Consider the following 24,780-nt stretch of genomic DNA (forward strand, 5'->3'; position numbering starts at 1 on the left):
ACCTTCTTCATCGAACCAAAGCCCATGGAGCCCACCAAGCACCAATACGACTTTGATGTGGCGACCGTAATCGGTTTTCTTACCAAATATGACCTTTTGGACGATTTCAAACTCAACATCGAGGTCAACCATGCCACCTTGGCCCAGCATACCTTTGAGCACGAGCTGCAAGTGGCCGCGGACAACAATATGCTGGGCAGTATCGATGCCAACAGAGGGGATTACCAGAACGGTTGGGACACCGACCAGTTCCCCGTGGACGTTTACGAACTGGCTCAGGCCATGTTGGTCATCCTCCAGGCCGGCGGATTCCAAGGTGGGGGCATAAACTTTGACGCGAAAATACGGAGGAACTCCACCGACCTCGAGGACATCTTCCATGCGCACATCGGGGGAATGGACGCCTTTGCAAGGGCCTTATTGGCCGCAAACGATATTTTGGAAAACTCCAAGTATCTTAGCCTACGTAAGAATCGCTATGCTTCCTTTGATGCTGGTTCGGGAAAGGCATTTGAGGAAGGCCAGCTTTCACTGGAAGACCTTTACGCCCATGCCACAGCGCATCCGAACATTAAAAAGACCAGCGGGCGGCAAGAATTGTTCGAGAATATAATCAATCAGTACATCTAAGCTTTTCGTTAACCTATCAAACTAACTTTATGGAATCAGTTTTAGAAAGACCGGATTGGATAGTCTTGGGCATCTATTTTTTAGCCCTGATCGGTGTAGCCGTGTGGGTGGTATCCCAAAAAAACAAGAATACAGAAGACTATTTTCTGGCCGGTAGGAATGTAGGGTGGTTTGTCATCGGAGCCTCTATTTTTGCATCAAATATCGGCTCGGAACATGTTGTTGGCCTGGCCGGAACCGGATTCGAATCGGGCACTCCAATGGCGCACTATGAACTTCACGCTTGGATTGTATTATTGCTCGGCTGGTTATTTCTTCCATTTTACATACGAAGTGGGGCCTTTACCATGCCTGAATTTTTGGAAAAGCGCTTTGATAGCCGATCTAGATGGTTCCTGTCCATTTTCTCTTTGGTGGCTTATGTGCTCACCAAGGTTTCGGTGACCATCTATGCTGGTGGTATAGTGGTTTCCGAGTTATTGGGCATCCCATTCTGGTATGGGGCCATTGGTGTGGTGGTGTTTACGGGCATATATACCGTAATCGGCGGGATGAAAGCCGTAATATATACGGAAACACTTCAAACCATCATCCTTATTCTAGGCTCTTTGGTGATTACCTATTTAGGCCTACAGGAAGTAGGGGGATGGGCACAACTGCATGAAACCGTCACTTCGGTCAGTCCCGATCATTTTAATATGTGGCGACCGATGAGCGATCCCGATTTCCCTTGGACCGGACTGCTTTTTGGAGGTACCATCGTTGGTATATGGTATTGGTGTACGGACCAGTATATCGTACAGCGTACCTTGGCGGCCAATAATATCAAAATCGGAAGAAGGGGTGCCATATTTGGGGCCTATCTGAAGTTGATGCCCATTTTGATTTTCCTGATTCCTGGAATCATAGCGTTTGCCCTAACGATTCAAAACCCAGAGGTATTTCATGTCGATCGTGCTGACCGGGCTTTTCCAATGTTGGTAACAACGCTCTTGCCAGTTGGTTTAAAAGGATTGGTGGCGGGTGGCTTGATGGCTGCCTTGATGAGCTCTTTGGCTTCGGTATTCAATTCATGCTCTACCATTTTTACTATCGATATATATAAAAAATTACGTCCAGAAAAATCAGAAAGGGAATTATTGACCATTGGCAAAATTGCTACCGGAATTATTGTGGTATTAGGGATTGTATGGATTCCTATTATGGAGAAAATTGGAGGTGGCGTCATGTACCAATATCTTCAAAATGTACAATCTTACATTGCTCCCCCAGTAACCACTGTTTTTTTATTGGGAATTATCTGGAAGCGTGTTAATTCGAAGGCGGCCATCACCACCTTGTTGGCGGGATTAGTCTTGTTGATTCTGCGTTTGGGTTCTGAAATTTATTACCAGCCACAAATTACGGCTGGAACTGAGGCAGCTGGCTTTTTGTTCCAATTTGCTACGGTGAATTTCGCCCACATGGCCATATTCATGTTCATTTTTTCGATGCTTTTGTGCACTGGGGTTACCTTGGCCACCTCACCTCCCGATTATATTCGGATTAAAGGACTCTCTTTTGGGACCTTGTCTCCTGAGGACCGATTGGCGTCCAAGGGCAGTTACAGTACCATTGATGTCGTGCTATCGGTGCTGTTGGTCATTATTGTTGTTGCCGTTCTTTCCTATTTCACGGGTTAATGCCTTCATTTCAATAAGATAAGAGCCCCCTAATAGGGGCTTTTTTTTGCTTCTTTAAATAAAGATAATTTATAGTATTAAGTGATTAGGTACCCCTTTCCAAATCCGTTACTTGGGACACTCTTGAGAGGGCCCGTGTATTGGAATCGGACCTGATCGTAATCACCAAGTATTCCCATAGCATTTTTGAAACCATGCTACATGATCGGATGAGCCGCATGGTAAAGGCCACAAAAAACGGAAAATTTGAGCTAACTATTAATTGTGCTTAGTAGTTTGAAAGTCAAATTTTTGTGTTAGTCCCGCGGGTGCTCAATTTTATCTGGCGAAGTTGGTATACTTTGTCCGGCGTTTCCAATAAGATTGGTTTGATTACTAAGGCACTTTTTTAAGAATTGAAAATAAGGTTATAACGGTGTTCGATATCCTTAATTTCACTTTCACTGAGTTGTACAAACTCTTTCTTTTTTGCTCTTTTGGACAAGGAGCCATCGTTTTGTTCCAAAAAGCGGACCAACAATGATACCATATCATCCGGCATTTCGTAGGTATTGTCAATGTAGTATTTAAACTCTTCATATTTGCCGAGATAGTTCACTTCATTTGGAATAATGTTCTCAATGGTATCCTTGACACAAGAGTATAAGAACTCAGCTTGTGGGGTCACATCAAAATAACGATAGTAATCTATTGTTTCGTTTATGACCTCCACGTTGTGGTCACTTGTTTCTTTCCAATCAATAAAATCCAATAGCGGGATGGAATACCCTTCCAATACTTTTTGATAATCCCCAATATGGCTTAGTATGGATGCGGAAACCGGGAAAATCAAGCCCTGTTCCGAAAATTGCTTTTTTGCCAAAACATGATGGATCAAATAACGATGTATTCGCCCATTTCCGTCGGCAAATGGATGTATAAATACAAAACCGAACGAAATACTGGCAGCAGCAAGTACTGCATCCATTTCGTTGTCCAATAGTTTTTGGTTGGTTTCCAATAATCCTGTCATAAGTTGTTGGATATCCTCGTGTTTGGCGGAGATATGATCTGGAACCGGAGAAAAGGTATCCCTGTCCCGTTCTCCTATAAAACCACCTTTTTTCCGATACCCCATGTCAATAAAGCGTGAGTTTTCAATAACCAGTTGTTGTAGCCGTTCAAATTCATGATGACTAAGATCTTTCATCCCTGCTTGACCTATAGCTTGTCCCCATCGTGCGGCACGTTTACTCTTTGGGCTTTCGCCTTCGATGGTGAAGGATGCCTTTGAATCCTTTAACAACAAAAATGCAGCTGCCCGTTGTAGGATACTTTTCCGAATGCCCTTGAGATAGGTGCTGTTTTTATTGGAGAGTTTTTCATTGATATATTGCTCCAACAATGCAGTTCTTCGTATCAATGGACAGAAGTCAACAGTTCCTGGCAAATTATTATTGACCATTTGTCTCGGCGATCGAATGCCCTTTATCCCAAATTGTTGTTTTGTATCGATAACATCCACATAACTCTTTTTGCTTAGGTCTGAAATCCCTGAAAGTTCCCTTTGCATCAACCATTCCACTAAAAACCATATCCTTCTTGAATATTGGCCGGTTGGCTCGATACTGATTAATTGAGTCAGTTCATCTTCGGTATAATGCGTTGTAAGAGCGCTGAAAGTCAATAGATTTACACCTTCATACTTAAGTGCAAAAACAAGGTGCTTATATAATGCCTCCACTTCCGAGAGTTGAAGGGAATCATCCACTGCATAACTCTTTGGAAGATAAGTGAAACTTTTGTCCTTGATCCGTTTAGTTTTTAAACTGACGACTGTAAAGGGTATTGGTAATGGGACAGCGAGCCCTAACTTATGTATAATGGCTGCATAGCCAGAGATGATACCTTCTTCTGGAAGAACCACACCGTTAAAAACGGGTGCAACAAATGAAAAGTGGGCGCTTTTTAACATTATATAAAAAATATAGGCGCAAGTTATCATAAATATACGTGCAGTACAATAAAAATAGGCGCAAATTTGGCAATTGTATAAAAAGTGGGCACGAGCACGAAGATGTTTGAACCTACCTCATTTTTGTATGAGCCGGATAGCCGAGATTACAAAAATGGAAAATTTGAACCATCTACTATTTGGATGTAATAATTGGAAAGTCAGATATTTGTGCTATGCTGCAGGGTTGCTAAATACATTCTGGCGATTATAGTAAAAATTGGAAGGATTGTCCAGATGTTACATAACGTGGATGTCGTTTTTAAAATATTTGGTACTTTTTGAGCAGTTTTGACTATTTTTATTCTCTGAGGATATGTACTTATGCTCAATCCATACAAAAATGTGCAATAAGGTGTGCAGGATTTAAAACATCAGTGCTAGTTATTGATTTACAATAACATACAATCATATGGATGGTTCAGTCATGACGACTCTCCGATTGTAGACAATCGAACAAGTTTAGATAGCTTCAATTAACCGTTCATTATAATCATCGAGTATAGTAGTAGGCAACGATTTGAGATAGATTTGAGTTGTATTCAGCTTACTATGCCCAAGCATAGCTGAAATGGCCTCTAAGGGAATGTTGTGAAGCATGGCTTGCGTAGCAAAGCTATGTCGGCTAACATAGGTTGTGAGTTTTTGCTCAATTCCGCATAGTTCTTGAATTTTTTTTAAGCCTCGATTATATCTTTGTCGTTCCCAATTGATCTCACGTTCCTGCTTAGCTGGATCATCTCGTTTTATCACAGGAAATATATAATCCTCTTCTTTCTTTCCTTTTAAATAAATATTCAAGATTTCTGTAAGTTGCTCGGATATTTTTATGTCATATAGCTTCCCGGTTTTTTTTCTACGAAATTTAATACGGCCGTTAACAATATTACTCACTTGGAGGTAGGCCATATCCGTAAAATTCATTCCATACAGAAAAAAGGAGCAAATAAAATAATTTCGATATCTAAACAGAGCTTGGTCTTCCGGAATCTCCAGTTCGATAATCTTTCTGATTTCTTCGATTTCTAAGGCCCGTTTTTCAGTTGGAATTTGTCTTATGGTATAGTTTGTAAAAGGATAAGCTTCCTTTTCAATTAATCCCGCCTTTATACCTTTGTTGAAGAGTGCCCGAAGCCCACGTAGATAAGTAGATAAACCGTTCCAACTATTTCCTTTGGCCAAATGATGTTTTTCAAAACGTTTGATGAAAGAGTAATTCACTTCATTGAACTTAAGATCTTTGCCCTTGTTGAATGTCTTTAGGACGGATAATATACCTTTATAATGCCGAGCGGTCCCATACCTATGAGCGGCTTTTAAATCTTCAACCACAGCGTTTCCAAATTCAAAAAATGACTCATAGGTACTATTTCTCGTAATTCTTTTTTTGACTTCCACAATTGATAAATAGTTCAATTTGCCTTGGTCAGAAAGTTTGTTTAGAATATCATTTGCACGAGCTTCTTCCTTTAATAAAAGTGTATTTAATCTGGCAATGGATTCTGTGCGGGTGTAGTTTCTTTTAATGGAACATTTTTGATGATCCCAAAATATTTCGGATATTGAAAACCCGGTTGCGATGGATGTTGTTTTACGCAGATGGGTAAGGCGAAAAATGATAGGGTAGGAGCCATCTTTTTTAGCTCTTCTGGTGTCCAATAAAAGGGTCAAATACGTTCTCATTAACTTCAAGTTAGCAAAAAAATTTGCAAACAATTTGCAAACAAAAGGTCGTATTCATTTGATATCAATTGATATCAAAGTAAACGTAACAAACTGAAAAACAATAAAATAAATGTATTTCTGGCTTTTGAAGAATTGGCCTTAAAGCGGCTTCTAAGCAGACGGTCGAAGGTTCGAATCCTTCCGCGATCACCAGAAACAAAAGGCCTTGGAAGTAACACTTTTCAAGGCTTTTTTTGTGAGGTGAGTATTCTTTCGTCCACTTTTCCCAAGTGCCAATCAAACCAAATTTGTAGGAAAATACATTGAATTTGTATACTAGACGAATTAAATATTCGTTATGGACTACAAATGTACACCTCTTAAGAGTGGATGTTAATTGGACTATTTTAAGTAAAATATGATTTATGAAGTTAGCAGATGCAGAGCGCACTAAAATAGTGTATGAGCGAATCAAAAAATTAGGCGAGTTTGATTTGGATTACACAAGCCTCCATGAAGAATTCAAGGGCTTGGTAGAACTTGCAGCGCATATCGCTGGCACCGAAATTTCCCTTATCAATTTGCTTGACCAGCACTCCCAATGGAGTGTATCCCGGCATAATCTGGACGTCTTCCAAATGGATTTGGAGTATTCCATCTGTCAATACACAATTCAATCCGATCATATCATGGAAATTCCGCATCTGGGACATGATGAGCGGTTCAGTGACAGACCTTTTGTTAAGGCAGATGACGGATTCCGTTATTATTTAGGCATTCCGCTCAAGGTGAAGACCGGAGAAAAAAATCGGTGCCCTTTGCGTGATGGATCATGAGGAAAAAACCGTTTCAGAGGAAAAGAAAAAGTTGCTTCGCCTCGTTGCCAATGAGATTGTGGAAAAATTGGAGAGCAAATTAAAAATGGATGAACTCCAAGATACATTGGATAAGTCCATCGTGCAGCGCAACCAATTGGCCCACGATGTGAGAGGTCCGGTTGGGGGTATTCTGGGTCTTGCAGTAAGTACGGAAAACGCACCTTTAGAGGAAGATGAATTTAGACAATATATGGGAATGATCAAAGGTGCTGCTTCAAAATTGATGGATTTGACCGATGATATTTTGGAGCGACAAAAAGCTCGGCAACAAGAAAATCATTTGACACTTTCCAGCCTTAAAGAACATTTGGAGGACCTTTACGCCCTTCCTGCTCGTAATAAGGAAATTGACCTTGACGTCGTTATTAATGGCGCCATGGGGAACCTAGAGTTTTCGAGAAAAAAACTGTTGCCTATTGTAGGGAATCTTATTGCTAATTCCATCAAATTTACCCCATCCCAAGGAACTGTTCATGTTAATCTTGATATTGCGGATAAAGAAGGAGGTAGGGTCCTAATGATCGAAGTTCGTGACAACGGCAAGGGAATCCCCAAAGAACGATTGGATAATCTCAATAAATTGGCCTGGTTCGATGACCTCGGCACCAATTATGAAAAGGGGTATGGTCTTGGGCTTCAATTGGTCATGGAAATGGTGGAGAGTATTCAAGGAACGCTTACCATTGATTCGGAAGAGGGTAAGGGTACAAGTGTACGCATTGTTATACCTTTAAAGGAGTAAGAAGTATATCCCTTTCGTATGATATTGAAAAGAATCCTTCCGTTTGTTTTGGGCACCCTAGTGGTTTCTTCCTGTGGCAAACGAAGTAAGACACACGTGATCACTGATTTTTCGCAACCGGTTTTTGATACCTTGGTTCCTTACGAAAAGCCCCTTAAGCCCTATGGTGTTGCTCTGTTTAAAGTGCAAGGGTCTGTAAATGATACCATAGCCATTCGTTTTTTAGGCTTGGATAGAAAATATATGGGCTCTTTTTCAGACGACCTGAAAATGGAGTACTACGGTATGATTCCCGTTGCCTTTTTGTTTGATCCATTATAGGCCACCGAGGGTGAGGTTAGGGTCGAATTCGAAATCCAGTAACATTCAATGTTGATGGTTGCCTCCTCTCGTACGGTAACCCATGTAAGCTGACGGCAGCAACGCTTCTTCTGGCACCAATTGTTTCTCTATCTAGTTGGATAGCTGGCTCAAAAAAAGGTTGCTAATCAACTCATTAGCGAATTTTAGTCGTTTTCAATTTCACTTTTCAGATGCTACTATTACTCATCTTGGATATTTAATATCTATAAAATAATAGTAAAACTATTAAATATGTTAGTTTAACTATTATTTATGAATAGTAATAGTATTAATTTCGAGGTTTGCATCTATTTTTGCTGGATTAAATAAAACTTTGCAACCGATGAAAAATAATTTGAATACGTTCGTTTTTGTACTCTCTTTGTTGGGCTTCAACACACTTTCAGCTCAAATGGGAGAGACCGTGGAAATTAGTAGAAGTGCTATACTTGTGGAGGATGTGTTGACCGCAGAGGAACAGGCTGCGTTGACCCCTAACGATGTGTTGTTGCAGTTTCAGGCAGGTAATGAGCGTTTCGTGAGGAGCGATTTGACCGCACGGGACCATTCCTTCCAAATCCGTGAAACAGCTGGTGCCCAGTATCCCAAGGCCATTGTTTTATCCTGCGTTGATAGTCGAGTTCCTGTGGAGGATGTTTTTGATAAGGGCATAGGCGATATTTTTGTTGCACGCGTGGCTGGAAATTTCGTGAACAACGATATTTTGGGAAGTATGGAGTTTGCCACCAAAGTAGCGGGAGCCAAATTGATTTTGGTGATGGCGCACGAGAATTGTGGCGCCATCCATGCGGCGATAGATGGCGTAGAACTTGGAAATATAACTGCCATGTTACAAAATATAAAACCAGCGGTTGAAATGTCCACCAAATCCGAAGGGGAACGTACGTCCAAAAACAGGCTACTAGTTCATGAAGTGGCAGAAAACAACGTATATCAGACCATTGATAACATAAAGAAGGGTAGCCCCATTTTGAAAGAAATGTTCGATAAAGGTGAAATAGATATCCGTGGAGCGGTTTACGATATGGATACAGGAGTGGTTAATTTCTTGGATTGATTTTGAAAGAAACCATTTCCTTATAAAATTTGATAAAAAGGGGCTGTCTTAAAAGCGGTACTATTTGAACCTTGTCAGGTTGAGCGCAGTCGAAACCCATTGATTAGCAATGTGTCTTAAGTTCTCGACTGCGCTCGAACAGATAGGTAAACAGCTTTTTAGACAGCCCCTTCTCTTATGCAAATTACAGTTTACATTTTCAACCGCATAAACAGCTCGTGGGTGTTGTTGTCCAGTCCATCAATCGGGTTTTGGATAGAAGTTTCGTAAGCATATCCCAAATTGAATCCATTGCCGATGTTGAACAAGAACAGTCCGCTAATACTCTCATCATGTCGATAACTGGCCCCAAACTCAAAGCGTTCCCCAAAGTCCAGGATGCCGGTTAGTTCCACCGAGATAGGTGATGCATCCACATAACGGAACATGCCCATCGTTTTTAGGTCAAGGGTCCGTCCCAGTAAAAAGGTGTACCCCCCGCTCAAATAGGCGTGCATGCGGTCTACACCTAGAAAGGCATTTCCATCACGTTCCTGTAAACGGTCTGGGGTCAACAGCTTAGGTGCCGAGAGGGAAGCAAAATACCTATCGTGTTTCAAATAGACGCCCGCCCCGACATTTGGGGTAAAACGGCTTTCATAGTCCATCAGGGCGCCATCTTGGCCTACACCGTAGGTGACAAGGCCTTGTGTGTTGGCATCGTAGGAGTTCGCGCTTCCCTTGATTCCGAAATAAAGGGTGTGCTCTTCATCCAACTGCACGTTGTACGACACATCAATGGCCACCCAGGTTTGTTGTTCGATAAATGTCCGATCATTTAGAATGGAGGCCCCGAGCCCCACATTTTTGCCCACGGGCATCCCGAAGATGCCACTCTGGCTCTCGGGAGCTCCCTCGATGCCCGCCCATTGGCTGCGAATTCCCAAAGCGAATTCTGCAGCCTCCGAACTCCCTACGAAGGCAGGGTTGTAAATGTTCATGTTATATCGGTAAAAGGTATAGTTGGGGTCCTGTTGGGCGTTTGCTGTAGAGCAGATCACAAGGAACAGGGCCAGTAATTTTATGTTATTGAAAAGTCTCATTGTTGTAGTATGGTTTTTTGTTGGTATTAATAGTTGATGAATATCCAGCCCTGTAACGGCGCACTTCCATCGCCAAGGTCTATGATGTATAGATAAGATCCTGCGGGAAGTTTTTCGTTCCTACTTTTATAGAAACCTTCCCAATTGTTACGGTAGGATTTAGTGGCAAACACTTCGTGACCCCATCGGTTGTAGACTTTGACCACGTTGTTCGGGTAATTGTCTATCCCTGGTATGATCCAGGCATCGTTGTTACCGTCCCCGTTAGGCGTAAAGGCCTGGGCGGGTACCAATAATGGTTCTTCGTCCGTAGGAAAGGCATCATCGAAATCGGCAACGCCGTCGTTGTCGTCATCTTCATCCATGGTATCGGGGATGCCATCGCCATCGGTATCCATGGGTTTGCTGGACGCATCGATAGGGTCGGTCCCTTCCATCAGTTCTACTTCATCGGAGTATCCGTCCCCGTCATCATCAGTATCTGCATTGTCCCCAATACCATCTCCATCGGTATCCACAGTTTCACTGGCATCCATTGGGAAATCATCCTCGCTGTCAGGGATGCCATCATTGTCATCATCATTGTCTACATTGTCGCCTAAGCCGTCTCCATCGTTATCCGTATCGGTTACGCCGTCGTTATCATCATCGATATCTGCGTTATCACCAATACCATCACCGTCTACATCGGAGGTTTCGTTGGGGTCGTTGGGGAAGGCATCTTCAGCGTCTGGCACACCATCGTTGTCTGCATCATCGTCGGCGTTGTCGCCAGTTCCGTCACCATCGGTGTCGGTATCCTCGGAAGCATCCTTCGGGAAGGCATCTTCGGTATCCGGAGTACCGTCGTTATCATCGTCGCCATCGGTGTTGTCTCCTGTTCCGTCACCATCTGTGTCCGTATTTTCGGAAGCATCCTTCGGGAAGGCATCTTCGTTATCCGGAGTACCGTCGTTATCATCGTCGCCATCGGCGTTGTCGCCAGTTCCGTCACCATCGGTGTCGGTATCCTCGGAAGCATCCTTCGGGAAGGCATCCTCGGTATCCGGAGTACCATCGTTATCGTCGTCCTCATCGGTATTGTCGCCAGTACCGTCGCCGTCTGTATCGGTATCCTCGGAAGCATCTTTCGGGAAGGCATCTTCGTTGTCAGGTGTTCCGTCATTGTCGTCATCTTCGTCGGTATTGTCCCCTGTTCCGTCCCCATCAGTATCGGTATCTTCGGAAGCGTGCTTCGGAAAGGCATCTTCGTTGTCTGGAGTACCGTCGTTATCATCATCGTCATCGGCATTGTCGCCTGTTCCGTCACCGTCTGTATCGGTATCTTCGGAAGCATCCTTCGGGAAGGCATCTTCGTTGTCCGGAGTGCCGTCGTTATCATCGTCCTCGTCGGCATTGTCGCCTGTTCCATCACCATCGGTGTCGGTATCCTCGGTAGGATCTTTCGGAAAGGCATCTTCGCTGTCCGGCGTACCATCGTTATCGTCGTCCTCGTCGGCATTGTCGCCAGTTCCGTCACCGTCCGTATCGGTATCTTCGGAAGCATCTTTCGGGAAAGCATCCTCAGAATCGGGAGTGCCGTCGTTGTCATCGTCGTCGTCGGCATTGTCGCCTGTTCCGTCACCGTCCGTATCGGTATCCTCGGTAGGATCTTTCGGGAAGGCATCTTCGCTGTCCGGCGTACCGTCGTTATCGTCGTCCTCGTCGGCATTGTCGCCTGTTCCGTCACCGTCCGTATCGGTATTTTCGGAAGCATCTTTAGGGAAAGCATCATCCGAATCGGGTGTACCGTCGTTGTCATCATCGTCATCGGCATTGTCGCCTGTTCCGTCACCGTCGGTATCGGTATCTTCGGAAGCATCCTTCGGGAAAGCGTCCTCGGTATCGGGAGTACCGTCGTTATCGTCGTCGTCATCCAAATCATCCTGGATTCCATCACCATCCGTGTCCTGCGAAGCGTTGATACTTGCGGTATAGCTGGAAGCACTAACCGCGTCATCGTTGTCCTTCACTTTGAATGAGAAAGAGCTATAACTGTCTCCGTACTCACCAATGGCCGTTAAGTAGGTCAATAGGGATATGTCATCGATCATATCATTGACCCCTACCGCTGAACCATTGTACTCCAAGATACCTTTGGCGGGCAACGATATTACTTGAATACCATTAAAGGAATCATTGGGGTCCACATCGGTAAAAGTAAAGTCTGCTGTCGTAAAGGTGTAGGCGGCATCCTGAATCACTTCCACGGTGCTATTGGCTCCTGATGGAACATCGTTCACGTTGGTGATGTTCAAGGTTGCAGTCACGGTCTGCGAAAAGGAAACGGCATCTTCAAAATTATAGGTAAAGCTATCCGTTGCCGATTCGTCACCATTGTGCTCGTAGGTAAAGGTTCCATCTGGATTAAAGGTAAATGCTGCTGCATGGGAAGGATTGGTAATGATGTGGTATACCAAATCATCTCCGTCGATTTCCACATCGTTGGTGGATACGTCATCGTTTAAGGTGGCATTTTCATCCAAATTGAAGCTATCGTCATTGGCTATTGGCTCGTCGTCCTCTGGTAAAATAGAAAGCGTAATGTTTGCTGTAACTTTCTGTCCTTGGTCATCCAACTCGTAGGTTACCGTATCGGTACCATTTTCATTGGCATTTGGTGTGTAAATCACTTGATTACTGCTGTTGACCACGGCATTTCCCTTGGTTCCTTGGGCGGTTATGGTCACTGTTGGGGTAGCACCCATATCGTACACATCGTTGTAGAGCACATCGATGGGGTCCGACACGGTATCCTCGTCCAAAATAGCCAAATCATCGTCGGAACTAACCACTAGGGTAATGTTATAAGGGCCAAATGTTGCGGTTCCCACATTTCCTGCATTGTCTTTTACTTCAGCGTGAATGTACCAGCCAGCACCCCCGGTATTGAAGGACGTGGTCTTGGACTGACTATTGCTCCAAGAACTCCATGAAGCGTGGTCGGTTGTAGGTGCAGAGACACTTTGGATTTTGGCAAATCGCTGCACGTCAAAGCCGCTGCCACCATTTTCATCTTGGAACACCAACTGAATATCCGTGTTGGTATCCAAGTTTCCACTGGTTGGGTTGGCTGTGATGGTCGGGTCGGTATTATCATCCACAATCGTCAGGGTACGATAAAAGGGTTCGGACCAAACCCCTGTATTGGTCTGTGTCCGTAGGCTTATAATGTAATCTGCTGACAGATTGTTGTAAGCCGAAAAATCGGTCATGGGCGTACCAGCATTATAAATTTGGGTGTCAGAAGGATTCCCGTCGGTATCATAGGTACGTTGGGTAACGATCCATTCCTGTACGGATAGGGTTCTTCCGTAGGGGTCAACCGAATTATCCACAATTCCAATGGTCATATTGCCCGTATAGGTATTGATCAAATCGGGTTGGATGTTGAACTGCGCAATGGGCAAATCCGTTGCTCCGCCTGAACTGGCTGTTTTTTCAACGTAGATACTGGTTGGACTGCTCCAAGTGCCTTGGTGGTCCTGAACCCTCAGCATCACCAAATATTCTCCATCGGGAACGGAGTTTTTATCAAATTGTCCAATGGTCCAATCGTTGGTTGAGGTGGCATCTACGGCCTTCCATTTCCATTCGGATTGGTTGATACCGTTATTGGCACCCCCATCCAAATCGTATGAGGTGTTGTTGATGAATCCGGTATCCGCACTATAAGTAAAACTGGCCACTGGTTTCCTGTGAAAGAAAAGGGTAGTGGGCGCGGTTGGCAAATCCTCAAAAGTGAAAGAGTATTTACCCGGTTTTTCATAGAATTCCGGTACATCTTCCAAATAGAGTCCGTCCCAAGATACCTTTCCGGTGTTGTTATCAAAATAAGTTTCGTCATGCGTAATCTTCCATCTTCCCGAAGGATAACTGGCATTGGCCGTATTGGATTTTAACTGGGCGGGGTCTACGTCGATTTCGACCGAGGTGCCCGCAATAAAGAATTCCCCTGCGGTAACGGTCCCAAATTGATACTGATCGTAAATGTATTGCGCCATATCGTCCATCCAGCTTGACCAGCTTCCAGCATCCCGGTTGATGAAGGTTCCCTGAGCGTTGTTCTGTTGAATAAAACGTTCAAACTGCGCTTGGTTGGCATTGGTTCCCCAGCCGAGATAGTGGATATCTTCATTGATGGTACGCATCAAAATTTCGGAAAGGTCTTGATCACTATCAAAATCGGCAACTTCGATATCATCCAAGTTGACGTTAAAACGCAGAGCACTGTTTCTCCACTGTGGTTCACGAAGTACGTCCTTGAAGGCACGTAGCTCCAATTTTTCGATATTGATATCCTTGAAATAGGCATTTTGCTGTTCATGTACATAGAATCCGTAACTGCCTGAAGGGAAAGAAGTATCTGTGATGTCAAAAGATTGGATCCAGTCGGTGCCAGCATTGCCGCCACCACCTCTACGCGAGATTTTGATGTTGTCGCCCGACATTTCTATTTTAAAATCAATTTTTTGGCCATTGTAGAAGGCGGCGAACATATCGGCCCTGTTGGCATCCCATCCGTAGGTGGCCGAGCCGGAACGTCCGCTACTGGTGTTCACAGCCAAAATGGTAGTAACCCCGTTTTCTCTTTTTAAGATGGCCTCGGCTGGAAACCCGTCACCATTGGCGTAGTTCATTAGGTTTCCACAATACGTGTGGTTGTCGATGATATAAGCGTAGAAATTGTCGTTATCTACCTTTCTAAAGATAAACCCAACTTCCGCATGGGTGTAGGGTGAACCGGATAGTCCGAATGTGGCGGATATGGTCCCGTCGGCTACATCCCCAGTTGGGTCGTACATCGCATAGCCGTAACCGTTATATCTGTTTACGAAATCTGCGATGATTTGATTGGTTCCTGAATCAAAGGAAAAGTAATCTCCCGTGTAAGAGGAGTGAACAGGAGGCTCAGTACCGTTGAAATTCATTTTGTTCCAGCTGTTAAAAATGTCGCTGGCATCTGCTTGATCGGAAGAAATGGAACTCCGTTGAAAGGCTTCCACTCTTAGTTTGCCCAGTGGGATTCCTTTGGCATACATGGCCTGTTCCAAATCGTTCTCAAAAGTGGAAAGATCCAAATTTGCTGATCCAACAGTGACCATTACATCCACATTTGGTCCCTGTTGTACTGTCATATCTACTGTTTGGGCCTGAATAGCACCGCAAAGCAGAAAAAGGGTGAAAAGTGTTAGTGAGGTTTGTAAAAAATGTTTCATGGTTGGTTGTTCTATTTAAGTATTGAACTATTGATAGTCTGGTTCATCGTCGTGTGGTCAAAATCCAAACTGCCATCCAAAATGGAACTACAGTTATTGGGAACCCCGATATTGAGATAGGAGCGTTCGCTGATTTGTTTTATTAGCGCAAGACCCTCTGGATTAGATCCTAGATTGCAATCGTAAACTAGAAGTTGGAAATTGGTTCCCTGATATAGGCCTTCGAGCATAGAAAATTCAAATTCTTGTGCTACATGTTGGGTGTCATAGGTTATCCCTCCAAGTTCAAAGGCATTGTAAGTGGTATTAACAAACAAGTGAATAGTTTGTATCGAACTGTTTTGCTGAACATATTCCCGAATGGTTTTCCATGGATTATCTTCTCCGTTGATTTCCAAAATGTCGCTATTGGATGGGAGTCTGCTTAGGATATCCTGTTTTTGGTAATATTGGGCATCCATTACCACCACATCGCTGCTTTGGGCCTTGGAAACTCCGATTGCCATAAGGGTTAGGAGCAAAAAGTTCATTAAGGTTTTTAGGTTGATGACTGTTTTCATGGGTTGATTGCGTTTAGGTTTTCGTAAATAATTTTAGGGTTCAAGTTTTGTTTGAAAGTGGACATGAATCGTCCTGGCCGCGATTTGCAGCTATTTTTTTCGTATTTGTAGCAATTGCTACATCACGTTATTGTTAAAAAAGGTCTAGAATAGAGAATTGGAATAGTAGAGCTATGTCATAATTGTTGGAAATTGTTTTTGAAATTCATTTCTTATTATTTCTTACAAAAAATAATCAATAGTTGTAATCTATTTCTTATTTACATTTTAAGAAACGGAGGTGTATATGCCTTATTTCAAAAAATCGTTCCATAAATTGACAAAAATCAATTTAATGGTATTTTCTTACATATATTGAGAGGAATGTTGTTGAAATAAAGTACCTGAAACTCTAAAAAAAAATATTTTGGCATGAGGGTAGAGTGCTACCTCAAGAAAAGGTGGTTTTAGGTCTATCGGGTTTCGGAGCTCGTTTTGCTCTGCTCTTTCATTAGCCTTGACAAGGTTTCCGGTCTCATGGCCAAATAGGAAGCCAAGTACTTTCTGGGGATACGTTCAACAATTTGAGGTTTTATTTGGTCCATAAAAAATGCCAGACGTTTACGTGCATTGGGTATCCGGGCTAAATAGACCCTGTGTTCGGCCAAAATGTAGTATTCTTCCATAAGAATCCTGTTGATGTGGCGCATTTCAGGAAAGTGGTTCAGACAGTATTTGTAATCCTCGTATTCGAGATAGTCGCAATGGGTATGCTCCAGACTTTGAATGTATTCCTGGCTTTCTTGATTGCGGAAAAAACCGGTGATGGAGGTACAGACTTCGTTCTCTGAATCGATCCAAGTAGTGATATCCGTGCCTTCACTCATAAAATATCCCCGCACCATACCTTTTTTTATAAGGTACAGACGATTACATATTTCCCCAGCCTTACTGATCAATTCATTTTTTTGAAAGGAACAGCTTTTGATGTTATCAATTAAGAATGCTTTGAGACTTGGACTGACGGGGTAAATTGAATTGAGGAAGAAAACAATGTATAGGTTTTTATCGGAATTCTCTTTGGGAGACATTTACGTATTGGTTTGGTTGAAAGTTATATTATGCTATAAAGATAATATATCGTACTAAAAATAATACACTAAAGGAGTTCCATGGTTTTATGCTGTTTTATAATCGTGAATCAGATGGATGCTCCCATGGTTCCCGATAAGTCCTTTTTAAAAGTGATGTAGCTTCCGTATCACCTAAAACAATTCGTTTTTCCGGATGGTACACCAGGGGCCGCTCCAAAGCCATGGCCATATTGGCCAAAATACAACTTGCTGTTGAAATATGGCCCTCTTCCACATCGGCAACAGGTAATCTATCCTTTTCGATTGCATCCAATAAATCCAGCATATGAGCTCTTGTGGCAGGTGCGGTATGCAATTCGATATCTTTTTCGATGAGGTCCTCTGGATATTTTTCCCGTTCGTAGACCACATCTTTTTGTATGGTCTTGCCATCTCCGTGGGGTATAAATTCATACTTGAAAACACTCCCTTTAAAGGTGCCTTTTTCTCCATAAATAAAAAAGGCCCACGGATATTCAGGGTCAGTTGGGTTGCCCCAGCTTCTGTGCTGCCACACACAATTGAGTTCGTCAAATTCAAATATTGCGGTCTGAGTATCGGGAGTGTTGGCAATGGAGTCCTTTTGCACATAAATACCACCTGTAGAGCTAATTTTCTTAGGCCATCCCAGTCCAAGCATCCAACGTACAGTGTCCAGCATATGAACGCACATATCGCCCATAATACCGTTGCCATACTCCATAAAGGCACGCCATTTTCTGTGTGGAAGTCCAAAATAGGGCCGTAAAGGGGCTGGTCCTGACCAAAGGTCATAATCAAAATAGTCGGGTACTTGCTGTTGCGGCGGATTGGCATTCCAGCGCATATGGTAGTAGCAGCACATTTCTACATGGGATATCTTTCCCAAGAGTCCAGCGTCGATGATATTTTTTTTGCCCTCGATCAAATGTGGAGTGCTGCGGCGTTGGGTTCCCACCTGTACTTTTCTGCCTAGTCTTCTGGCGGTGTCAAGAATGGCTTCGCCCTCCATGACATCTAAACTGATAGGCTTTTGCAGGTACAAATGGGCACCGGACTCCATGGACTCGATGGCCTGTAGGGCATGCCAATGATCGGGAGACCCAATCAGTACGATATCCAGATTTTTCTCCGCCAACATTTTTCGATAATCACGGTATAGTCGTGGTCTTTTTCCGGATTTTTGTCTCATGGAGACCAAGGTGGCGGCTTCTTCCAGTTGTTTTTGGTCCACATCACACAGGGATACCACCTCCACGTTGGCGACTTGAATCAGTCTGAACAAGTCGCTCTTGCCATACCATCCCGTGCCAATGAGCCCCACATTCCACTTTTTGGCGGAATACAAAACATCCATACCGTAGGTGCCCAAGGAAGATAGGGCAAGGGCGGCACTAGTACCTTTTATGAAACTTCTACGATCCCAGTATGTCATCAGGTTGGCATTGTTGGTTGGGTTGTTAGGGTTCAAAATTCATTACCGAGCACGGTTGGGCATTAATACTGTTCTGCCTTCTCTTTGTCAAAACTGTATAAATAGGGTGCCTTGTTAGCTGCTCCGGTGTACAGTTTTTCATGTCTTTTTAAAATGCCCATGCTCAATATTTTGCGCTGAAAGGTGGTGCGGCGCAGCTTTTCGTTCAAAATAGCTTCGTATACCTTGCGAAGTTCTTTCATCGTAAACTTCTCGGGCAAAAGATTGAGGCCAATCGGTTTTTTGCCTAAATCATTGCGAATGGCTTCCAAGGCCTTGTCGACAATTTCTTGATGGTCCATCATCAATTTGGGCAACTTGTTGATGCTGTACCAGTTAATCGAATCCGAATATCTATTTGGTGAAGGTTGTACTTGCTTATAATCGATAAGGGAATAATAACCGATAGTAATAAACCTATCCAGTACCCAGTGGTCCTTGGGCATTTCAATTCCCAAGGCTCTTCCTATCTCGATGGTGGTGTCCGGGTCTGAACGATGAAGCCTTCCAAAGGTGTGAAATTGCTCTAGATGGATTTTGGTTAAACCAGTTCGTTTCATCACACCTGTTTTAACCGCATCAAGCAAATCTTGATCCCGCCTGATATAGCCACCGGGCAAGGCAAACTTCCCAGAATTTTGATACTCAAGTATCAAAATCTTTAGTTCTTCGCCCGTAAAACCAAAGATTACGGTATCAAAAGAAACATTGGCTAAATATTTATCCGCTGAAGGCAACATAGTGTAAACATCGCAAAATGTACATCAAAAAAAGTTAATTCTGAAAAAATCAAGCCTTTATTGTAGCAATTTGATACAATATAAGATAGGACTATGTTAATCATTTTGGGCAAAATCATTCACTTTCGGAAATGCAACACTCAATAAAGGATTTGAAAACAGTGCGGGAACTAAGAATTTTTTGACTTGATTATGGTGTTCGGTTGATGCGCATGGAATGAACCTTGCGGTATACGCTTACCACATAGATCTGGGTAATCAATTTTAACATTTGCGTTTGGAGCAGAAGGAGGGAAGAAGTTGTAACAATCCAATAGATTTTTGTTCAATTTTTATATCGGTTCCTTGTTTTGGTTCACCGGAGATTTTCTGAGCGCTGCCGCGACCTTAGGCGTATTAACGTTTTGTTAGGATTTGCATATTGTCAATCTGGATAATCGATTTTTAGCGATATGAATATTTAGTGTTAAAATATTGTCAATTATAAAATTTTAACTATTATTGTTCATGATTGAGACAATATGCACTGTCGCAATCATTCAAATTAACTAAACTAAATAGACTATCTATGAATCAAAACAGATGTAAAGTTTTGACAAGGTTGTCCGATTGCCTAAAGGCTTTTCAGACCTTCTTTTTGTCAATGACAATGATGTTTGTGGGTGTATCTGCATTGGCAGCGTCCCCAGACTTGGGTGAGGCTACTTCACCCCCTTACCAATTGACCATAACGGGAACCGTTGTGGACAATATGGGAGCTCCTTTACCTGGTACCAACGTTATAGTTAAGGGTACCACCAACGGGACGCAGACAGATTTCGATGGAAATTATTCGATTACAGCTCCTTCCGACGCTACCTTGATTTTTTCATATGTAGGTTTTAAAACCATGGAAGTGCCAGTAAATGGTAATTCTGTAGTGGACGTAACCTTGGTGGAAGATGCCGCTGCACTGGATGAGGTGGTTGTAACCGGTTATGGTACACAGACTCGAGGCGATTTGACCGGTGCTGTTGCATCCGTTGATGTTTCCGAGGCCGTGAAGCAACCTTTGGTAAACGTTGCTGAAGCTTTGGAAGGTCGTGCAACGGGTGTTAGTATCACAAATGCGGGTAACCCAGGTGCCGCGCCCATTGTTCGTATTCGAGGTTTGGGAACACCTAACAACAACAACCCGCTGTACATTATTGATGGGGCACAGACCCAAGACCCTAACATTTTGAACACCATTAACCCACAGGACATCGCACAGATCAACGTGTTGAAAGATGGTGCTGCCTCTATCTATGGTGCTAGGGCTTCCAATGGTGTTATTATCGTAACCACTAAAAGTGGTAACTACAACCAAAACAAACTATCTATCAATGTAGATGTATCTACTGGTTTCTCAAGGGCTAATCGTTTGCCGGATATTTTGAATGCATCGCAGTTAGGCGACGTTATCTTTCAGAGTTTGACCAATGATGCGATCCGTAATGGAACAGATCCTGCAGCGATTAGGCACCCACAATACTTCCCGAACGGCGGTCAACCTCAAGTACCGAACCAATTATTGGGCGTAAGTTTGTTGGGAACCGGGGAAGAAGTAGTTGCCCCTGTGAGACCAGGCGGGACCAATTGGTTGGATGAGATTTTTAGAAGCGCACCTACCCAGAATATTTCTGCTACCTTCTCCAACGGTAATGAAACTTCCAAGTTTTCTGCCACCTTCGGTTATTTGAACCGTGAGGGTATTCAGTTGGAAACAGGATTTGAAAGAGGTCAAATACGTTTGAACTCAGAATTTAAAATTGGAAAGCGCTTGACTATTGGAGAGCACTTAAATGCTTCTTACAGTAACTCTCAAAACGTGGGAGGTAACCAAACCCAATTGGCTTTGCGATTAAGCCCCTTGGTGCCTGTTCGTGATAATTTGGGCCGTTTCGCTGGAGCATACGCCAATCCGAATGGATTGTCCAATGCCTCTAACCCTGTCGCCAACTTAACTCGTGATGCGGATGACTTTTTCAGGGAAACCCGTTTGATTGGTGACGTTTATGCCAGTTATGCCATCACCGATAATTTGACTTTAAAGACTAGTATTGGTGGAAACATCAGTATTTTCAGTCAAAGAGATTTCTTGGCACTAGATCCTGAATCTGCCGAGCCAAGATCAACCAATACGTTGACCGAAAGGAACCAACAGACCCAAAGCTGGATTTGGACCAATACTTTGAACTATGTCAAAAACTTTGGAGATCATAGTATCAATGCGTTACTTGGTATAGAAGCAGTAGAAAATACTGGAAAGAGTCTTCAGGTTTCTGCCACAGGATTCCTTTTTGAAACTCCCGATTTCTATTTGTTGGATAATGCCTCTGGAGCACCCATTGTGAATCCGGGCAACACCTTCGATTTTGTAAACACGCTTTCCTCTGTCTTCGGATCGGTGAACTACTCGTATTCTGATAAGTACTTGGTGAGCGCTACCTTAAGACGTGACCGTTCCTCAAGATTCTTGGGAGACAACCAGAGTGGTTACTTCCCTGCATTTAGCGGTGGTTGGGTTTTAAGTAACGAGGACTTCTTCCCAAGCTCGGGAGCGGTCAATCGTTTAAAATTAAAGGCTTCTTGGGGTCTTTTGGGTAACCAAGAATTACCAGTGGACAACCCAGGTATCAACATTAACAACTTGAACAACGTAGTTGCTGATTACGTTTTCGACGGTGGTACTAACTTAAGATCAGGAGCAGTTCTGTCAGGTGTTGGTAATCCCAACATCCAATGGGAAACCAGTGAAACCTTTAACGTAGGTGCAGAATTGGGCTTTTTTGATAATGCCTTGGCACTTTCCTTGGAATATTACAAGATCACGACGAAAGATTTGATTGTTGCTGATGAAACAGTAATCAGTGATACCGCCATCGATGCCGGAGCACCTTATGTGAACCGTGGTAATGTGGAAAACTCTGGTATCGATTTGAATATTTCGTACCAAGGAGCTGTTGGACGGGATTTTAACTTTGGTGTAGACTTTAATATGTCCACTGTTTCCAACGAAGTGACCAGTTTGGAAGGTTTCCTCATCGGACAATCCTTCAGGGGTGGACCAATTACAAGAACCGAGGAAGGACAACCGATTTCTTCTTTCTACGGTCGTGTAGCGGACGGTATTTACCGAAGTGAAGCTGAAGTGTCTGCAGGACCTGACCAAGGTTTTGCGTCTCCAGCAGCAGGTGTTGGTAGAATCCGTTACGTTGATTTGAACAACGACGGTGTGGTTAATGATGACGACCGTACCTACATCGGTAATCCAACACCAGACGTAAACTTTGGTCTGAACTTGAGCGCCAACTACAAAAATTGGGATTTCAGCGTATTCTTTAGTGGTGTTGCAGGTAACGATATCTACAACTTTGACAAAATCTATACCGACTTCCCAACGTTCCCTGACGGAAATAGGAGCACCAGGGTTTTGGATGCCTTTAACCCGACCACAAATCCTAACGGATCACAACCCGCATTGAGTTATACTATCTTGAATGGAGAGACCAATTCAAGCTCATGGTTCGTTGAGGATGGTTCTTTTGTTCGATTGAAAAACTTGGTGGTTGGATATACCCTACCAAGCCAATTGACCGACAAGTGGGGCGTAGCAAGTTTGCGTGTTTATGCCAATGCTAGTAACTTGTTTACCATAACTGGCTACGACGGCATCGATCCCGAAATTCTTCCTCCAAGTGGTGCCAACTCGGCCTTCACTCTTGGTGTGGATGAGAATACTTTTCCCGTACCACAGATATTTTTGTTAGGAGTAAATTTAAAATTGTAAAAAGATGAAAAAGAAGTTTATTTATTTAATGGCAATTCTCTCTGTCACCTTTTCGTGTGGGGATGAATTTTCAGATACGCCCGCAATTGGGGCTTTAAGTGACGACGCTTTGGCCAATCCACAAGGGGTAGACCTCTTGTTGACAGGTGCCTACGGCATGCTGGACGGATGGCGAAGCAACAACAAAGGAAATGCCTTTGCTGTTGGAGGTGATAACTGGTGGTGCGATGTCATCGCTGATGATGCCCACAAGGGAAGTACCGACGGTGACCAGATTGAGCTGTATCAAATCGAAACCTTTGACTGGCAAACGGCCAACGATTACTTCCGTGCCAAGTTTACGGCACTTTACGCTGGTGTAAACCGTGCCAATGCTGTACTTTCTGTAATCAATGGTATCGACAGGGATGCCTTGTTGCCAGCAGATGCAGCAGCAATTACCGGACAAGAGGCGGAAGCCCGTTTCTTGAGAGGTCACTACTATTTTGAGTTGACCAAAATGTACGGTAATGTTTCCATTGTAAGTGTGGAAAACTATGAAACGTTGGAATTCAACCAGCCCAATAGTGGTCCAGCTTGGGAGCAGATAGAATCAGATTTTCAATTTGCCATTGAAAATTTGCCAGCTACAAGAGCAGAGCAACCCGACCCAGGAAGACCCACTGCATTTGTGGCACGCGCCTACATGGGGAAAGCACACCTATATCAAGGAGATTGGGCAAATGCTTTAACCGAGCTCAACGCTGTAATCAACAGTGGCGAATTTGCTTTGAACACCGAATATTTGGATAATTTCAACGCTGCCGGCGAAAATGGTCCAGAATCAGTGTTCGCAATTCAGTATGCTGCTGATACAGGCCAGTCGTTCAATGGTAACCAAGGAGGTACCTTGAACTTCCCAGGTGGTGGACCATTCGGTTCTTGCTGTGGATTTTATCAGCCAACCATTGATTTAGCCAATGCTTTCCAAGTGGATGCCAATGGACTACCACTTTTTGACACCTTTAATGATAACGATTTTAAAAATGATTATGGTATCAACAGTGATGAGCCCTTTGAACCAGATACAACCACACCGGTTGACCCTAGATTGGATTACACCGTAGGAAGACGTGGTATCGACTACAACGGTTTTGGTGAACACGTAGGTAAGGAATGGATTCGTGCAGGATTCAACGATATTTCTGGACCATACCTTCCTAAAAAGAATGTGTATCAGGCCGAGGAGTTGGCAACCAATCAAGGTGCCGGCGCATGGGGTCAGCAGCATTCTGGTATCAACTATAACATTATCCGATATGCAGATGTTCTTTTGATGGCTGCGGAAGCTGCTGTGGAAACAGGAGACTTGGCCACTGCGTTGAACTACGTAAACCAAGTTCGTGAAAGAGCAGCCAACACATCCGTGGTTCAAGCCGTTGATGGTGGAGGTCCTGCAGCCAATTACCAAGTTGGTTTGTACGCCTCTTTCCCAGATGCCGACTTTGCCCGTGAGGCCGTTCGCTTCGAAAGAAGAGTGGAGTTAGGAATGGAAGGACACCGTTTGTTCGACCTAAGAAGATGGGATGTCGCTGATCAAGTCATTTCAGAATATGTGACTAATGAAACCCGAACCATTGACAATTTTGGTCCAAAAATGAATTCATATCAGCCTCAGTTTGATTTGCTGCCCATTCCATTGACCTCAATTGATTTGAGCGGTGGAATATTGACACAGAACCCTGGATACTAATAATATTAGTCTGAGTTAGTTT

At 43.5% G+C, this 24,780-nt stretch carries 16 protein-coding genes; 8 read left to right on the top strand and 8 right to left on the bottom strand.

Annotation, left to right across the window (positions count from 1 at the left end; translation table 11 throughout):
- A partial coding sequence (locus tag EO130_RS06625; RefSeq protein WP_470299659.1) for an apurinic/apyrimidinic endonuclease family protein occupies positions 1-630 on the top strand: 630 nt, incomplete at its 5' end.
- Between the two features lie 29 nt (positions 631-659).
- A complete protein-coding gene (locus EO130_RS06630) occupies positions 660-2,312 on the top strand; it encodes a sodium:solute symporter (protein ID WP_127140741.1) in 1,653 nt (550 codons plus the stop codon).
- 388 nt (positions 2,313-2,700) lie between these two features.
- On the opposite strand, the gene EO130_RS06635 is transcribed toward EO130_RS06630, so the two are convergent.
- Both EO130_RS06635 and EO130_RS06640 read right to left on the bottom strand, forming a co-directional pair.
- Positions 2,701-4,266 (bottom strand): Fic family protein, encoded by a 1,566-nt coding sequence (locus EO130_RS06635; RefSeq protein ID WP_127140742.1) that lies wholly within the window; start codon positions 4,264-4,266, stop codon positions 2,701-2,703.
- Positions 4,267-4,767: 501 nt separating this feature from the next.
- On the bottom strand, positions 4,768-5,988 hold the full coding sequence (locus tag EO130_RS06640; protein WP_127140743.1) for a site-specific integrase: 1,221 nt from the start codon (positions 5,986-5,988) through the stop codon (positions 4,768-4,770).
- 407 nt (positions 5,989-6,395) lie between these two features.
- Here EO130_RS06640 and EO130_RS06645 point away from each other — a divergent pair, with 407 nt between their 5' ends.
- The 4 genes from EO130_RS06645 (at position 6,396) to EO130_RS06660 (ending at position 9,010) form a co-directional block, all read left to right on the top strand.
- The gene (locus tag EO130_RS06645; RefSeq protein WP_127140744.1) at positions 6,396-6,806 is read left to right on the top strand and encodes a GAF domain-containing protein; all 411 of its coding nucleotides are present in this window, start codon (positions 6,396-6,398) and stop codon (positions 6,804-6,806) included.
- Positions 6,796-7,590: a sensor histidine kinase gene (locus EO130_RS06650; RefSeq protein WP_241244313.1), complete on the top strand. Its 795-nt coding sequence runs from the start codon at positions 6,796-6,798 to the stop codon at positions 7,588-7,590. Before EO130_RS06645 ends, EO130_RS06650 begins: the two co-directional genes overlap by 11 nt.
- Before the next feature lie 18 nt (positions 7,591-7,608).
- Complete coding sequence (locus tag EO130_RS06655) at positions 7,609-7,911, top strand: hypothetical protein (protein WP_127140746.1); 303 nt, start codon at positions 7,609-7,611, stop codon at positions 7,909-7,911.
- Positions 7,912-8,275: 364 nt separating this feature from the next.
- Complete coding sequence (locus EO130_RS06660; RefSeq protein ID WP_127140747.1) at positions 8,276-9,010, top strand: carbonic anhydrase family protein; 735 nt, start codon at positions 8,276-8,278, stop codon at positions 9,008-9,010.
- 191 nt (positions 9,011-9,201) lie between these two features.
- Here the strand turns inward: EO130_RS06660 and EO130_RS06665 are convergent, their stop codons facing one another.
- The 6 genes from EO130_RS06665 to EO130_RS06690 all read right to left on the bottom strand — a co-directional run bounded on the left by EO130_RS06665 (position 9,202) and on the right by EO130_RS06690 (position 19,215).
- The gene (locus EO130_RS06665) at positions 9,202-10,092 is read right to left on the bottom strand and encodes a PorP/SprF family type IX secretion system membrane protein (protein ID WP_127140748.1); all 891 of its coding nucleotides are present in this window, start codon (positions 10,090-10,092) and stop codon (positions 9,202-9,204) included.
- A gap of 26 nt (positions 10,093-10,118) precedes the next feature.
- Entirely contained in the window at positions 10,119-15,269 is a 5,151-nt protein-coding gene (locus tag EO130_RS06670; protein ID WP_127140749.1) for a T9SS type B sorting domain-containing protein, read from the bottom strand.
- A gap of 92 nt (positions 15,270-15,361) precedes the next feature.
- Positions 15,362-15,910, bottom strand: coding sequence for a DUF4347 domain-containing protein (locus EO130_RS06675; RefSeq protein ID WP_127140750.1), 549 nt, complete (start codon positions 15,908-15,910; stop codon positions 15,362-15,364).
- Between the two features lie 452 nt (positions 15,911-16,362).
- A complete protein-coding gene (locus EO130_RS06680) occupies positions 16,363-16,980 on the bottom strand; it encodes a Crp/Fnr family transcriptional regulator (RefSeq protein WP_127140751.1) in 618 nt (205 codons plus the stop codon).
- A gap of 97 nt (positions 16,981-17,077) precedes the next feature.
- Positions 17,078-18,436, bottom strand: a complete 1,359-nt coding sequence (locus EO130_RS06685; protein ID WP_127140752.1) for a Gfo/Idh/MocA family protein — start codon at positions 18,434-18,436, stop codon at positions 17,078-17,080.
- 62 nt (positions 18,437-18,498) lie between these two features.
- On the bottom strand, positions 18,499-19,215 hold the full coding sequence (locus EO130_RS06690) for an NUDIX hydrolase (protein ID WP_127140753.1): 717 nt from the start codon (positions 19,213-19,215) through the stop codon (positions 18,499-18,501).
- A 568-nt stretch (positions 19,216-19,783) separates the two neighbouring features.
- On the opposite strand from EO130_RS06690, the gene EO130_RS06695 reads away from it, so the two are divergent.
- Positions 19,784-23,026: a SusC/RagA family TonB-linked outer membrane protein gene (locus tag EO130_RS06695; RefSeq protein ID WP_127140754.1), complete on the top strand. Its 3,243-nt coding sequence runs from the start codon at positions 19,784-19,786 to the stop codon at positions 23,024-23,026.
- A 4-nt stretch (positions 23,027-23,030) separates the two neighbouring features.
- Complete coding sequence (locus EO130_RS06700) at positions 23,031-24,758, top strand: RagB/SusD family nutrient uptake outer membrane protein (RefSeq protein WP_127140755.1); 1,728 nt, start codon at positions 23,031-23,033, stop codon at positions 24,756-24,758.
- Positions 24,759-24,780: the final 22 nt, after the last annotated feature.

Origin of the sequence: Flagellimonas marinaquae (assembly GCF_003992675.1) — a bacterium.
Lineage (GTDB): Bacteria > Bacteroidota > Bacteroidia > Flavobacteriales > Flavobacteriaceae > Flagellimonas > Flagellimonas marinaquae.